This window comes from Moryella indoligenes, from assembly GCF_030812885.1.
Taxonomy (GTDB): Bacteria; Bacillota; Clostridia; order Lachnospirales; family Lachnospiraceae; genus Moryella; species Moryella indoligenes.
In genome coordinates this window covers 1-14,797 of record NZ_JAUSTO010000018.1, presented here as the reverse complement: position 1 = coordinate 14,797, position 14,797 = coordinate 1, and the positions used below count along the sequence as shown (strand labels likewise).

The window sequence follows — 14,797 nt, the reverse complement described above, 5'->3', positions numbered from 1 at the left end:
CCAAGCGGCAGCATTATTCTTAATTTTAGTTTTACTTATTTATTAAACTGACGAGTCTGATCATAGAGATCCTTAGTTGTAAAGAAGCCTTCATCCTGAAGCTCTTTTCCTAACGGTGCAGCTGCATCAATAAATGCCTGGCGATCAATGTCACAGAATGTTACGCCGCCTTCGTTAATTAACCACTCTTTATCTTTCTTCCACTTGTCGAGAGTTCTTTCAGAATGATGAGAAGCCACCTGTGCTGCTGCATCAGAAATTACTTTCTGATCTTCTTCCGATAAGCTGTTCCAGAACTGAGTGGAGAAGCAGATCTGCTCAACCGGATATGCGTAATCCACATCTGCTACATATTTTGCAGACTCATAGAGACCTGCAGAACGATAGGAGTCTTTCGAACACTCACCACCGTCAACTACGCCCTGCATTAAAGCAAATGGATATTCGGACCAGGCGACTACAACCGGTGTTGCACCCATGGCTCTCGCATTTTTCTCAAAGATCGGAAGGTTCGGGATACGGTACTTCATGCCAACCATATCTTTCGGGCTCTTAATCTCTCTGTTTGCAAAGAAGATACGCGGATTCTTCTGGAATTCGAAGTTTACTACGTGAATTCCCTGATTATCAAGACTCTCCCAAATCGGATCTGCCATGTCACTTTTTAAGTAGTTAATCATGGAATCATAACTGTTAAATGCAAATGCCATAGAAAGAATGTTTAAATCGGATTCATAGGTTGCCAGGGTATCTAAGGCACACATCATGCCCTCCTGCAGTCCTACCTGAAGGTTCTCCAGCATCGTAGTCTCATTGCCAAGCTGCTCTGCGGGATAAAACTCAAAGTAATATCTGTCTCCGATCTTCTCATTTACCAAATCACAGAACTCTTCACAGGACTGCGGTGCCGGCTCTCCGATGGCTCCGGAGTTACCGAATTTGACAACCTTTGCTCCAGCCGGAGCCGGTTTTGTTTCTACTGTTTCAGCTCCTCCTTCTGTCTTATCGGTGGTCTGTGCGGATGTGGTTGTCTGTGCAGTGGATGATCCACAACCTGCTAATGTGCCTACTGCCATGGCTACCGTCAGAGCAAGTGCAATTTTCTTCTTCATAAATTTTCCTCCTGAATTTTGTATTTTGTATTTATAATATCTGCAATTTCTTACTCTTACATGGATCCTAACAGTCTCGGAAGGAACATGGTCAGCGGCTCCCAGAATGTTGTTATCATCAGTGTAATAAACATCGGGATTAGGAACTGTACCGTATATTTCAGTGCAGTTTCAAATTTATTACCGGTCGCCTTCGCTGTTACAAACAACGCTGGTGCCATCGGCGGAGTGATTAATCCAAGTGTTACATTCAGTACGGCCATAACACCCATCTGAACATAGCTCATACCAAGAGCCGTTGCCAGATTCATAAGAAGCGGTGCCACCATAATCAGAATCTGCATGGAGCCAATAAAGCAGCCCAGGAATAATAACATTGCATTTAATACTAAAAGAATGATGATCCTATTTCCTAATGACATCAGAAGTGTTGTCATAAAGCCAATCAGACCACTGGTTACAATTACCCAGTTAAATACCAGTCCGGTTGCACACAGACACATAGCCATACCGGCACTGGCTAATGTATCCTTTAAGGCTTTTGTCAGCATCTTAAAGCTGAGACGTTTTAAACAGATAGCCAGTATGACGCAATACATAGCTGCTACAACAGAGCATTCTGTAGGGGTAAAGATACCGGTCATAATACCAAGTACCAGGATAGCAGGGCCTCCCAATGCCGGAAGTGATGTATACAAAGAGCGGAAACGCTCACCCCAAGATGCTTTCGGAGCTCGTGGACAGGCGATATGCTGGGTTTTCACTGCAATCGGAATCCAGATCATCATAGCTACACCCATTATAACTCCTGGTCCCATGCCAGCCTGGAACATAGCCAGTGTGGAGGTCTGGCTTAAGAATGCCCAGACAACGAAGTTGATGGACGGCGGAATAATCGGTCCAATGCCTGCGGATGCTGCCGTTACTGCTACTGAGAAGTCCCGATCGTATCCGGCTTTTGACATAGCACTTACCTCAATGGTTCCAAGTCCTCCTGCATCTGCCAGAGCAGAACCGGACATTCCGGCAAATACCATAGAAGATAATACATTGGCATGTGCAAGTCCTCCCGGGAGGTGGCCAATCCATTTTTCAAACATTCCAAATAGTCGGTCCGTTAGTCCCACTTCATTCATAAAACATCCTACAAAGAGGAATGCCGGTAATGCCAACATGTTGAAATCAGCTAGGGAGTTTGCTGTTTTCTGAGCAAACATAACAAACGACTGATGGTTAAATACGATGTATTCAAACGCTGAAGCCAGCATTGCGTAGGCAATCGGTACTTCCAGAAGAATTAATACCACAAAGGTGATAAAATAGACGGCTAAATAGGGATCCAGATTAGTCAAGAAGGCCGCCTCCTTCCTTTTCTACCGGTACACAGATGGATTCATCTCCGGTAATTATAAATGCGATTGCTTTATATGCAGACATTATCAGCATAACCACTCCCATCACCAGAACCGGTAATGCATAATAATAACCCTTGCTGATAGGAAGTCCTCCAACGGGAGGCATCTTCTTCTGCATCTGAAACAGCTGCCAAGATGCCGGAATATAAACCCAGCTTATCACTACAATCAAAAAGTTTGTGAATGTAAACGTTCCTCTGCGGAATGCCTTTGGCATACGGTTCATAATAAACTCCAGAACAGCATGACCATTATCCCAATAAACGGTACACCATCCAAGACACATGGACCATATCATCAATGCTGTTACGCATTCATCAATTCCGTATATGGGATTTTTAAATATAAAACGCATCAATACCTGAAGGAACAATAGCGCCATAAAAGCAAATATCACGTATCCGGTAAATACTTCCATCACGTTATTCACTTTATCCATAGCCTTACCAATTGAATAGATATTTTTCTTCATACTCTAATTGCCGCGCTTCGCTGCTGCGAATACGTACTCTCCTTCCTTTAAAATAATTTTTATGATATTCTGCTAAATAAGGTTTTCAAGGTTTTCTTTTTCTGGCCGACCTATCCGTCAAACTACTCGCCCTGTCACCTGAATGTCGCAATACCTTTGCAGACATCATATGTCGTTATGTTATTTTTACCATACTTTTCTTTCTCTTTCAAGTATTAATTTATTTTTATTGTTGTTTTTTATATTTATCATATTCCAACCTCTTTCTTTTTGTGATTTTTGTCAGTTCTTAGTTCATTTGTGACATAGGACGGAAGTTCCTATGTCACAAAAAGCGGAATCCTCTCCTTCATTGAAGAGTAATTCCGCTTTCGTATTATGATGCCAAAGTCAAAATAAATTTTGTTCTTTCGGCTCTCAATTTGTTATATGACATTATATACATTCTAACATTTGTTATTCCATCACCATATATTTTCATTGTCAAGTTTCTCTTTAAAAAATGCAAAAAAAAGCAAATTTATACTTCCTAATATTAAGCTAAGAAGAATCAGCCTTCCCGGATGAAACAGGTCACACAGTTTTCCTCCTGCCAGATTCGCACATACTGTTCCAATCACACTGCTGATAGTCAGACCAATGGAAATACTAAAGCTTTTCAGACGTTCATCCGATATTTCCGCAAAACATTCTACGCTGGCGCTCATATAGAGGGCAAAACTGACTGATTGAAGAATCTGTCCCAGATAAAGGGACCACTCGCCCCCAAAGAGCTGAAAACAAATCGGACGAAGCAGGTTTGTGCCCAAAGCTGCTGCCATCCCCCAGAGGGCCGGATAGGTTTTCTTTTTTCCAATATAGGCTAACAAAAGCAGACTCAAAAACTCTACTGCTGCTCCTATTCCGCAAACATTTCCAAATAATTCCGCATCTCCTCCACGCTCCGCAATAATCAATGACAGGAAGCTGCCAACTGGCCGATGACTGAACCAATAAAGAGTGCTTATTGTTAAACAAAACAAAAAACGACGGCTTTTTACCAATTGCTGAAACGCCTGAACAAACGAAAAACTTTTCTCTGCCTCCCCTTTCTTTCGATGATTGCCAAGCCTGGTATCCGGAAGCAGGATGAGAAATGGAATCATCATAAGAAATAAAAGAATCTGCATCTGAAAATAACGATTCCATCCCCAGTGTTTGAAATAAAATCCTCCAATCACTGACATCACTGCAAATCCAATAGAACCACCGGCACGAATCCGGCTGTATATCAATCCCGGATAACTTTCCTTACTTAAATTAACCCAGGCATCCATCAACTGACTAAAGGGATAGGCCAATCCGGCTGCCAGAACCAGACCAGGCAGAAGCAGCCATGGCTGGTCCATGAATTTTGTACAAAAGGCACAAACCACCGATACGATACCGATACAAATTAAAAGGTATCTCCTAGTGGGCAGAAATGTATCTGTTATATAGCCTCCCACCGGTTCCATCAAAAGATTGGCCAAAAATGTCAAACTGGTAATAATTCCGCAGACAGTGGCACTATAAGATTGTTCTGTTAAAAACAAAACACTGAAACTGGAAAAGACACAATAGGCCGCATAATAAATAAAATAGGCCGAAAAAAACAGAACGGTACAGCTCCTTTTCCCCTTCACAAATGTATCTTTTCCCACCCCAGTCATATCAAAGCCAGCGGAATAACCGCCAGTGATAATCTCTGATTAAAAATGCAGTTTCCATCCTGCCAGCCTTCCTCATAGAAGCAGGCAATCACATTCTTTCCTGCAAGATCCGATGCGCCTCCTTCTTCTGCTATCATAAGTCCATCGTTCCATGTAACACCATCATCCTTACTGAGCCGAATCGTGAGCTTCTGACGAGCGTCAAGACTCCAGCGGACAGACTCTCCCTGTTTCTGCCGTTTCAGTGCTGGTTCATCTCCATAGGCACAATTAACAAAAGCCATCTTCCCATCTGGCAGTGACAAAAGAGCGCCTCCACAGATTGGATCCGGAAGTTCTTGATTTAACCAGGGTTCTCCCCAGTGTATAGTATATTCCCCTTCTATCTCTTTTTTGCTTTCACAAAAAGCTCTTCTTCTGACGCCTGGGATTTCATGGCGCATGGTTGCAAGCAGTGTTCCATCACTCCGTTCTGCCACGGAGCTTTCTGTGGGATCGCCAACCCCGTTTTCCGCCGGAACCACACTGCTGCATCTCCATGTTTTCCCTTGATCCTGACTGGATAGACATGCAAAACACGCTGGGAGATGGGCATTTTCCCCACGGCTCAGCCACAATGGAAGTATCAGTGTCCCATCTTTTTTGCTTATTCCATGACCAGGTGCAATCGCCCACAATGTAACCGGCCATTCTTTCCGGAATCCGTCAATCAGGGATGTCAACTCTCTTTTCGGTCCAAATGATGCACCATTATCATCGCTTTCTTTCAAAAATAATCTCTTATAATCCTGACACCAGAAAAAATAGAGCTTTCCCTCCGTAGCTGCTATTAACAAGGGATTATGAATCAGCTCATCGTCTTTGGGAGAAACCATCGTAACCCGCTCGCCGATTGGCTCTATCGTTTCATCTATCATGCGATATCTTCTTAAAAACAGAGTTCTGCTGTTTCCTCCATCTTTTCTTCCTTCATAGGTCAGGAGCAAATCCCCATTGGAGGCTGTCACGATTCCCGGTACGCGATAGGAATCAAAACCATGCTCATTATTTTCTTCTACCACAATCTGGGTATGTTTTTTTTCTTCCATATGATCCTCTTATCTTACTTCTCCAGTAAAAAAGAACAGTCGTATTGTTTTACATATTTATCCATTCCGGAGGCTGAATATAATACCATCGTACAACAGCTGCCAAAATCACCGGTACGCACTACGACTTTGGCCTTCTGCATCGTTTCCGTTAAGCGATCCTGGCTGATAGTTCCGCCAGGCAGCTGCGGCAACAGCGACTGAATCTTTTGATACATAGCATCATTATACTGGGGCATTAACTCAAACACTTCGTAACGCTCTGCCACCAGGTCGTTCAGGATTGCGCACATCGTCTGTTCAAGGGTTGGAACTCCTCTTATAAGTGACACATCAATTACATTGCAGCCATCCGGGATCGGCATATTTGCATCACAAATCACAATTGCATCCTTATGGCGGGCCGTGGCTAATGCATATCCAAGTTCCGCGTTAATCACCGTATTCTTAATCATTTGTCTTCCTCCTTTTTAATATGTTATATAATGTAATTACGTTATATGATAAGCATAGAGGAAAGAACAAAAAAGTCAATGCTTTCGATAAGATATGGCGTCTTGCTGGCGTATCCATGTAAATAATTCTTGTCGCGTCATTCCACATTGCAAGTGAAGTCAATCTATGTTGCACTTCCCACTGCATCCTCCATTTCCACAGAATTCGCAGCCATGTGTATGCCCATGTCCATAATACCATCGCCCATAGCGATAACCATAGTGGGGGGGACAATGAGCACAGTCTCCCGTGCATCTGCCTGTACTTTTAGGCTTAGGACTGCCAGCCAGAGCCATTCCCATTAGTATACTGCTGAACAGTCCCGGCTTCTTCGGTTGTGTCTCTTTAAGCGGAAATTCCTCATCAAGCTCATCCGGATCAGCATACGGAATGCCACTGCGCTTTGAAATCTTCCTAATCAGCGACTCGTCCACACCATAATCACATAACTCATTCAGCCCATTTTCTGTGAAAATTGCATCTGTCGAGTTGACCAGCTGATGGATAGATTCCTCATCTGGCAGATTCGGAATCAGTGTCAGAACATCCTCCTCTGTAAAGTGCGTTGGTTTGGAAGTAATCCTATCAATCAACTCAAATACCGGTTCCGGATCAGGAAGACAGCTCAGTAGCGTATCCAGCTGTTCCCCCGTATAAGCATCCACAGCTGTCTGAATCAACTTTTCCAGTGCTTCTTCATCTTCGATTTGTCCGCTATCTGCAATCTCCGCAACTTCCGCAGCTCGAAACCGGACTCCCCCTGCTAATGCTCTGCGAAGAATGCTGGTCGCTGTGCGCGTATCCACATACTGAATGCAGTCACATATTTCCTCAGATGGACTTTCATCCGGTCCGAAGTCCTTGATAGAGGCCAGACGGCTATACTGAGTACTTTCCTGCCATCCGTCATATCGCTCGTAATATTCAGCCCAGGTCACTTAGCCGCACCTCCTTCACACTGCATCGCCATCAAAAATCATCTAATGCAGCATCTATTTCTTCCAGCCGATCAATCCAGCCCAAGTCAAATTTCTTCTTGATTGCTGGTCTTTTCTTATCACCACCAACCACTTCAAACCGTTTCTCTTCGGTCCCGAACAAACCTTTCACCTGAATTCTGAAATCCGGCTTGTTGTTGGTCAGTCCCTGCATGAGCTGCACATTCCTGTATCTGGGAAGGAGGATTTGACAGATAGCCTGAATGTCTTGCTCCTTAACACAGGGAGCCGCTATAAACTTTTTTGTTATGTAAGGCTTTATATCTGTTAGCACCTGTGACATCGAGGCTTTCTTTCGAGTATCCGCCATAATAATCCTTCCAGTTCGAGTATTTTTCCTATTACTGTAATTAAATCTATATTTTTATAAATTTAGTCGTATCCTTGATGCAATTGTGCAACAACCTGTTGCACAATTTTCACTTCAGATAAATCTCAACAAAGCTTACTTCGTAACCAAATCCATCAGGCTCTGATAACTATCTACTACATCATAGACCACTTCACCATTGCTGATTGCCTTAAAATGCTCCCTCGCACAGTGAATCTTGGATTCCTCGATCAGACGCAACTGCATCGAATTCATAGAACCCTTCGTTTCGGCCACAAAATAGATATGCTTGACCGTTCCCTCATAAAAGGCAATCGCCCAGTCGGGATTATAATGTCCTACTGGTGTTGAAATGTAGAATCCATCCGGAAGTTTCACATAGACCGCAACATTTGTATTCGTATCCAGTTCCCTAGCAAATTTTTGCTCATTGCTGGAGTCATATACGATATGGTCGTACAGATGCTTCTTCGCCTTCATGGCATTCACACCAAGACGCCCTTTAATGGTCGGATCAGTGAAAACTTCTGTGCCATAACGGTCATCCATCACATCGTAGGTAATGTGCTCAATAATCGCCGTGGCCTTTTCATCGTTAATAAGGGCAGCCGCCTTGATGATGAATTCTTCCGGGTTATCCTTGAACTGATTGAATACGGAAGGCTGAATACCCTTCAAAATGGCGATAACTGCCTTACGGGTAAGACCTGTTTCATCAACCAATTTACCAACCAAGTCATATTTCACGTTGTTACTTGCGTGAATGGTAGCACCGTATGTACCGGATTCTTCTTTCACGAAGGATGCACCGCTTTCCAGTTCGGCCTTGGACTTAATCTGCTCCATTGCACCGGTTTCTACCTTGAAGTAAATCTTGGATACACGGAGTTTTCTATCCAAAGCATCAATGGATTTGCGTACCAGTTCATCTGTATCAAAATCAACCACATAAACACTCTTGGCATTGATTCTGTTCCACAGTGCTTTGAACTCCGGCATTGCCAGTTTGTCCTCATCCACGGTAAGTTCAATATTATTGCTTCTTGCATTTTCAGGCTGCATTGCCTTGGCATCGTAGATGGAGTCGATGATACCGATAACACTCTCTGCAGAGCCTGCAACCTCGTCGGTCAGTTTGATTTCGCCGTTTGCCTTGTCCTCATAATACTTGTCGGTCAGCGCGCCCTGCTTATCAATGTAGCCTTCCATACGCAGACCAACATAGATTTCTCTTGCCACATCGTCTGTAATAACATCGGTGTTGCCCTGAGCATCGGTGATTGTCTTGCCCATAAAGAGTTCCGGTGTAACAGCCTTCGGACGGTTTGCAACGGCATCTGCCAGTTCGGACTGGAGACCCTTTGCGAAGCTATCATAGCTTTCGCTTGCGATAACGGTCAGTACATTGATATTGTGAACATCGTTTCCGAGAACGCCGGAGTCCATACGCTCACCATCTTGGTTTACGCAGAGACGCAGACCACGGCCAACTTCCTGGCGCTTTCTTACATCAGAGCCGGACTGTTTCAGTGTGCAGATCTGGAATACATTCGGGTTATCCCAACCTTCACGTAAAGCGGAGTGGGAGAAGATGAAACGCACAGGAGAACGCTTCGGATTGCGGTCAAGGAGCAGTTCCTTGTTCTTCATAATCAAATCGTAGGCGTCAATATCGTCAGAGGTGGTTTCCTTTCTTGCGACCTTACTGTCAATCATCTTGCCTTTTTTGTCCACAGAGAAGTAACCTGCGTGGGTGGCAGATGGTTTGATGGCTTTCAGATAATTGATGTACTCGTCCTCGCCAATGGCAAGCTGGAGGTTGTTAATCACATCCTCATATTCTTCTTCGAACATCTGGGCATAAATACCGTTACCAGGCTGTCCGGCTGCATCGTACACCTTATACTTGGCAACCTCGTCAATAAAGAACAGGGACAGCACCTTGATACCCTTGTAAAACAACTGACGCTCACGCTGAATGTGAGAGAGGATGGTTTCACGAATCTGAATACGGCGAAGCTGATTTTCGTCCACCTTGCCGATTACATCACCTGCGTACAGCTTGATACCGTTAAGGAATTCCAAGGAGTCATCTCTACCGTCAATCGCCTTGACAACAAAGTTGTTCTTGTACTCCTCCATGTGACCGGAGTTGTCGTAAAGGTTAAAGCCAATACCAACGGTACGGCTGACTTTACGGATACCGCTTGCACCCTTAATATCGAACTGAATAGTAGCGGTAGGGTCCTTCTTGGAAAGGTTGATGCTTTCCAAGTAAACATAGCTGTCGGTAGCAGTGCTGCCTGTTTCGGTGATACCCTTAACTGCGATTTTCTTAACCAAACGCTTGTTGTACGCCTCCATAGCATCCAAACGATAAATCATGTTGTAGATGCTGTCCGACTTGTGAGTTGCGGAATAGCGGAGGGTAAACAGCGGACAGAATTCCTTCAAACGCTCTTTGGTCTGCTTGCCTTCAACGGACTGCGGTTCGTCAATAATCAGAATAGGATTGGTCTTGGCAATAATATCAATCGGACGGCGGGAACGGAACTCGTCCAGTTTCATGTAAATTCTTCTGGCATCTTTGCCCTTGGCGTTGAATGCCTGGGAGTTGATAATCATTACATTGATGGAACTATCCGATGCAAAGCGGTCAATCTCTGTCAGTTGGGCAGAGTTGTAGATAAAGAATCTGACTTTCTTGCCGTATTCTTCCGCAAAATGCTCTTGGGTCATCTGGAAGGACTTATACACGCCCTCACGGATTGCCACGCTTGGTACAACAATAATGAACTTACTCCAGCCGTAGTGCTTGTTCAGTTCATACATGGTTTTGATATAGGTGTAGGTCTTGCCGACACCTGTTTCCATCTCGATTGTCAGATTGAATCTGCCTTCCAATTTTGGAGAGGGTGCAATCTGATTCGCTCTTTGAATTTTTTGTATATGTTCCAGGATAACCGGGGCGGAAAGTTCCGGCACAAGTTTCTGGTTGCTCCAACCTGTGAAGTCAACATCATCGGTAAGAGATTGCTGATAAGTCACACCTCTGTCCATCATATAGGTAGGAGTCAGATACGGCTGTCCTGCAAAGACATCCACCACGGCCTTTGCTGCATCAGCCTGAAATTTCTGATGCTTAAATCGTAGTCTCATCGTCTTCGCCTCCTTACAGCACTTTCACAGAAGTATCCGGTGCAAGTTCTTTGAAAATCTGGGTTACATTTATTTTTGCCGGACTGCCTGCAAAGCTGCTGTCACGGAACACGGCACGCAGAGGCTGGCGTTTCGCGATTGTCTTAATCACGCTGTCAGGGATATTTTCGTCAAAGCAAGCAATCAAGTCGCCGTCATTGTAGGTGTGAACGGTACAACCGCTGATTTCCTCAGAGGTGTAAGGCATGGAGAGAGGCAGACCCCATTCCAGCAGACAGCCAAACAGCAGGTCGAGGTCAGTGCGGTCTTCCTTGATGTTGGATTCCAGCATGGCAAGCATACCCTGGTCATAATCGGCAGGGGCATAGTAGACATCTTTCATGTTGGAGTCATCCAGCTTGAATACACGGAAACCACCATCAAAAGTAGCAGTAGGATTTTCTTCTGCAATTTTCTTTGCTGCTCGGCGGATTCGCTCCTTGCCTACGTCGCTAATTGTTAGAAAACCTTGTTTATATGCCGAACTGGTTTCATCACATTTTTCTGGATATTGAATTTGAATGTAACTGCGATGACCACCGTCTTTTGCATTCATACGCATAACGGCATCCGCAAAAGTTGCACTTCCCGAGAAGAAATCCATTGTCAACATTTCCGGATCATTCATAAGCGTAATGCAACGCATTAACAAACGTGTGGCTTTGGGAGTGTCAAATGGGGCTTGACCAAACAGTTCTTTAAGTTCAGATACTCCTTCTCTTGTTGTTCCAACATCTTTTCCAAACCAAATCGTCTCCGGTGCTCTTCCTTCAAGAGTAGATAGATATATTTTACGAATAATTCGTGTTTCCTCTTTGTTGAAAATAATTTCACCTGTCTTGATTTTTTCTTCAACTGTCTCCTTGCTCCATCTCCATCCGTTTTCACATGGTTTAATCACATTTCCAGACGGAGAAACAATGTCATAAATTAAATTTGGACGATAGAGGGCGTTGCGAACATCACCACTACGCCATGCTCCCCTCGGATCATTATCTGGATTTGAATATGCTTTATTATCTTCTTCGGTTCGCTCCAAACTACCAAGTTTGAAAGAGGTAATCTCTTTGCAATAAACCATAACATAGCTATGTTGAATAGAAAAGTTGCCAAGGTAGCCTTTGGGTTGAATACTATGTTGCCATACGATAGTTGCAATAAAGTTTGATGCTCCAAATATTTCATCACATATCTTTTTCAGATTTTCCTGTTCTTTATCGTCAATGCTGATGAAGATTGCGCCATCATCAGTAAGCATGCTTCTGGACAGCAGGAGTCTTTGATAAATCATGGAACACCATTTTGAATGATAGCGAGGATTGCTATTTAGATTTTCTTGAAAGACTTTGTTTCCTTCATCATCATAAGTGCCCGAAACATCATCATATTCATCTTGAGTCATTCCATAATCATCAGGGTAAATAAATCTGTCACTACCAGTATTGTAAGGTGGATCGATATATATCATCTTCACCTTGCCCAGGTAGCTTTCCTGCAACAGCTTAAGAACTTCCAGGTTGTCGCCCTCAATGTAGAGGTTTTCGGTAGTGTCCCAATTAACGCTGTCCTCTTTGCAAGGGCGCAGGGTCTTGCGGATAGGCTTATTGGCTTCCACGATGGCAGCCTTCTTGCCAACCCAGGTAAATTCGTAGGCTTCATCACCTTCGATAACATCACTGGACAGCATCTGACGGAGCAGGTCAAAATTGATGGCTTTCTTCATCTTGCCATCTTCGCCCATGGTTTCAGTGATGCTAGCTCCATGCAGTTGGGGAACAACGCACCTATTCTCTCAATGTTTTGCGCCGTCATGTTAACGGACTCCATTCTCATTTTATCCATTAGTTGGAACCTCCCGTTATTTTGATTAAGAATTTCATGACAACACTTGTTAACTCTATAATGTACTCGATTTCATTTCCATTTACAGCGTCATTGTGTTTAACATGATTATTCTGAAAGTCTGTGTAATACTTGATTACTTGTTGAACCATGTTTCTTAATTCGACAGATGCACCGGATGTTTTAAGTACCGAGCCTATCTCTGGAATTTGATTCTCAAGACTTTTGTTATTGCCAAGAACATCCTTGACGAGCAACTCAAAAGCGAGCCTCATGTCGTCCAGGGTGTTTCGTTCAAAAATACCACCTTCGTATTTAGCAAGCGCACTTTCATACTGCTTCAAAGCGTTGGGGTGTTTTGACAGCCAATGTTTGGTCTTCTGTATTAACTCCGTTTCACTGATTTTTTCGGTCGCCAGATTTCCGTATCGAGTAAAGAGTTTTATTTTCAACTCCTTTACCTTTTCAATGTCACACAGCGCAGGAATTTCACAGAGTTCCTTGATAATACGAAATTGTTCTGCCGCCTCAAAAACTCGAAGATTCTCTTTGAGAGCAGTTCTTTTGTTTGGAGCATCGAAGGGATATGCTCCATAAGGGGTCTTGCGATTATAATCGATAGCATACGAATTGCAATACTCTACAATTTTCATACCGCTAAGTCCTGCATTGGTATCCGCAAGAATATCACAGGCATAAGATAAAAACGCATCATCTAATTTTGCCATATCACTTCAACACCTCCAATTCTTTTTTCAGCTTCTTCAACTGTGCATTCAGTTCCATCTGCTTGTTCAGTTGCTTTTCGCTTTTGATTTTCTTTTGCAGTTTGGCAATCTGCGTCTGAAGAGCCTGACGCTTTTCATCACGGTCAACGGCCTCTTTCAGTGTCTCGCCGGATGTGGATGCTGCAAGAGCATCTCCCGCAATCTGGCGGACAAAATTTTCATACACGCTGTCCACGGACAGGCCTTCCAGTTTCAGCGGAAGTGCATCCTCAGCCATCCATTCGGTGGAATAGTAGCGGTTGACCTTAAAGGCTGTGTTGCCGCCGAATTCTTCCTTGTAACCGATAACGGCTTTGTACTTGCCTTCGTATTCCAGGATGAACAGAATGTGGTACGGTATCTCTTTGTCGATCTGGCGTAAAAAGCTGTCATCCAATATCTGACTGTTCAGCTTTACCTCAAACACCTCAAGTTCCGTTACGTCAGTGCCGGGAGCGAGGTTAGTGGTGGAGGCTGCGATTTTATTGCGCCAGTAGATTGTTTTTATTTGGTCTATGAATACCTTTTTCAACGCCGGGGTTACGGTAAGGTTGTCATAGAATTTCTGTTTCGGAATTCGTTTATTGAACTCCGTTGTTTTAGGTAATCCAAGCATTATCCGACCTCCTTACTCAACCACAAGGAAGCAGATAAGTTCAAAATCATCCAGTCCGGAAATATCCGACATAAGGGCGGAAGTACCGCCTGCGGAGAACAGACTGTCGATATCGCTTTCTTCCTTGGTATCGATGATGGAGTTGATAGCTTCACTCAGCAGTTCGGAGAGTTCCTCCATATCCCTGCCATCGTTGGTTTCTGCGTTGAACTTACGGCAGAGGTCCTGGACAGGTTCGCTCTTGCCACGGCAAAGGAGTCGCACATCGTCAAGCAGTTTCTTCGGGTTCAGATAGTCGCAGATGATTTCTCCGTCCATACCGATATAAACCATGTAGAACGGATGGATGCGGTTTTGATTATCAATGTTCACGCTCTTGTTGATGTTCTTCAGTACGAAGATAACACCCTCTGGCAGTTCCTCGGTAGCAGGCACCACAGCATGGAGGCCACGAGGCTTTTTATCCATATCACCGTGGGTCTTCACATATTCCAGAAGGTCAAGACGGAATTCGTTCAGCCCCAAATCCATAATGGAGATACCTTCGGACATATCTTCGATATCCACCACTTCTTCCTGCAGACGTTTCAGCTGCTGCTTTCTGTATTCCAGGTCACCTTTTTCCTCTGCGTTGATGAGGTCATCATCACCAGTGGAGGTCATAACTGTAATCTTCATCCTCACTTGTAAAACGAGATGCAACCCCTCTCACCCTGACCTGAGTCCATAGTTGCTTATAAATGAATACCCTCCGGGAGGTTGCATTCCGGTT

General features: G+C 44.0%; 14 protein-coding genes. All 14 read right to left on the bottom strand.

Annotated elements, in window-relative coordinates:
* Positions 1–35: 35 nt before the first annotated feature.
* The 14 genes from J2S20_RS10440 to J2S20_RS10375 all read right to left on the bottom strand — a co-directional run bounded on the left by J2S20_RS10440 (position 36) and on the right by J2S20_RS10375 (position 14,703).
* A complete protein-coding gene (locus J2S20_RS10440; RefSeq protein WP_307255325.1) occupies positions 36–1,112 on the bottom strand; it encodes a TRAP transporter substrate-binding protein in 1,077 nt (358 codons plus the stop codon).
* Between the two features lie 56 nt (positions 1,113–1,168).
* Positions 1,169–2,464 carry a TRAP transporter large permease gene (locus J2S20_RS10435; protein ID WP_307255324.1) on the bottom strand — a complete coding sequence of 432 codons (1,296 nt, stop codon included), beginning with the start codon at positions 2,462–2,464 and terminating at the stop codon, positions 1,169–1,171.
* Positions 2,457–2,999, bottom strand: coding sequence for a TRAP transporter small permease (locus tag J2S20_RS10430; protein WP_307255323.1), 543 nt, complete (start codon positions 2,997–2,999; stop codon positions 2,457–2,459). Before J2S20_RS10430 ends, J2S20_RS10435 begins: the two co-directional genes overlap by 8 nt.
* A gap of 464 nt (positions 3,000–3,463) precedes the next feature.
* Positions 3,464–4,690, bottom strand: a complete 1,227-nt coding sequence (locus J2S20_RS10425; RefSeq protein WP_307255322.1) for an MFS transporter — start codon at positions 4,688–4,690, stop codon at positions 3,464–3,466.
* Positions 4,687–5,778 carry a sialidase family protein gene (locus J2S20_RS10420; RefSeq protein WP_307255321.1) on the bottom strand — a complete coding sequence of 364 codons (1,092 nt, stop codon included), beginning with the start codon at positions 5,776–5,778 and terminating at the stop codon, positions 4,687–4,689. The genes J2S20_RS10425 and J2S20_RS10420 overlap by 4 nt, the downstream gene beginning before the upstream one ends.
* Before the next feature lie 14 nt (positions 5,779–5,792).
* Positions 5,793–6,233, bottom strand: coding sequence for an RbsD/FucU domain-containing protein (locus tag J2S20_RS10415; RefSeq protein WP_307255320.1), 441 nt, complete (start codon positions 6,231–6,233; stop codon positions 5,793–5,795).
* Between the two features lie 159 nt (positions 6,234–6,392).
* Positions 6,393–7,211 carry a hypothetical protein gene (locus J2S20_RS10410; RefSeq protein WP_307255319.1) on the bottom strand — a complete coding sequence of 273 codons (819 nt, stop codon included), beginning with the start codon at positions 7,209–7,211 and terminating at the stop codon, positions 6,393–6,395.
* 31 nt (positions 7,212–7,242) lie between these two features.
* Positions 7,243–7,581, bottom strand: a complete 339-nt coding sequence (locus tag J2S20_RS10405) for a hypothetical protein (RefSeq protein ID WP_307255318.1) — start codon at positions 7,579–7,581, stop codon at positions 7,243–7,245.
* Positions 7,582–7,716: 135 nt separating this feature from the next.
* Positions 7,717–10,761, bottom strand: a complete 3,045-nt coding sequence (locus tag J2S20_RS10400) for a type III restriction-modification system endonuclease (RefSeq protein ID WP_307255317.1) — start codon at positions 10,759–10,761, stop codon at positions 7,717–7,719.
* Between the two features lie 13 nt (positions 10,762–10,774).
* On the bottom strand, positions 10,775–12,541 hold the full coding sequence (locus tag J2S20_RS10395; RefSeq protein WP_307255316.1) for a site-specific DNA-methyltransferase: 1,767 nt from the start codon (positions 12,539–12,541) through the stop codon (positions 10,775–10,777).
* A complete protein-coding gene (locus J2S20_RS10390; RefSeq protein WP_307255315.1) occupies positions 12,520–12,642 on the bottom strand; it encodes a hypothetical protein in 123 nt (40 codons plus the stop codon). Before J2S20_RS10390 ends, J2S20_RS10395 begins: the two co-directional genes overlap by 22 nt.
* Positions 12,642–13,370 carry a hypothetical protein gene (locus J2S20_RS10385; RefSeq protein WP_307255314.1) on the bottom strand — a complete coding sequence of 243 codons (729 nt, stop codon included), beginning with the start codon at positions 13,368–13,370 and terminating at the stop codon, positions 12,642–12,644. The genes J2S20_RS10390 and J2S20_RS10385 overlap by 1 nt, the downstream gene beginning before the upstream one ends.
* A 1-nt stretch (position 13,371) precedes the next feature.
* Positions 13,372–14,025 (bottom strand): DUF4391 domain-containing protein, encoded by a 654-nt coding sequence (locus J2S20_RS10380; RefSeq protein ID WP_307255313.1) that lies wholly within the window; start codon positions 14,023–14,025, stop codon positions 13,372–13,374.
* A 12-nt stretch (positions 14,026–14,037) separates the two neighbouring features.
* Entirely contained in the window at positions 14,038–14,703 is a 666-nt protein-coding gene (locus J2S20_RS10375) for a hypothetical protein (RefSeq protein WP_330692819.1), read from the bottom strand.
* Positions 14,704–14,797: the final 94 nt, after the last annotated feature.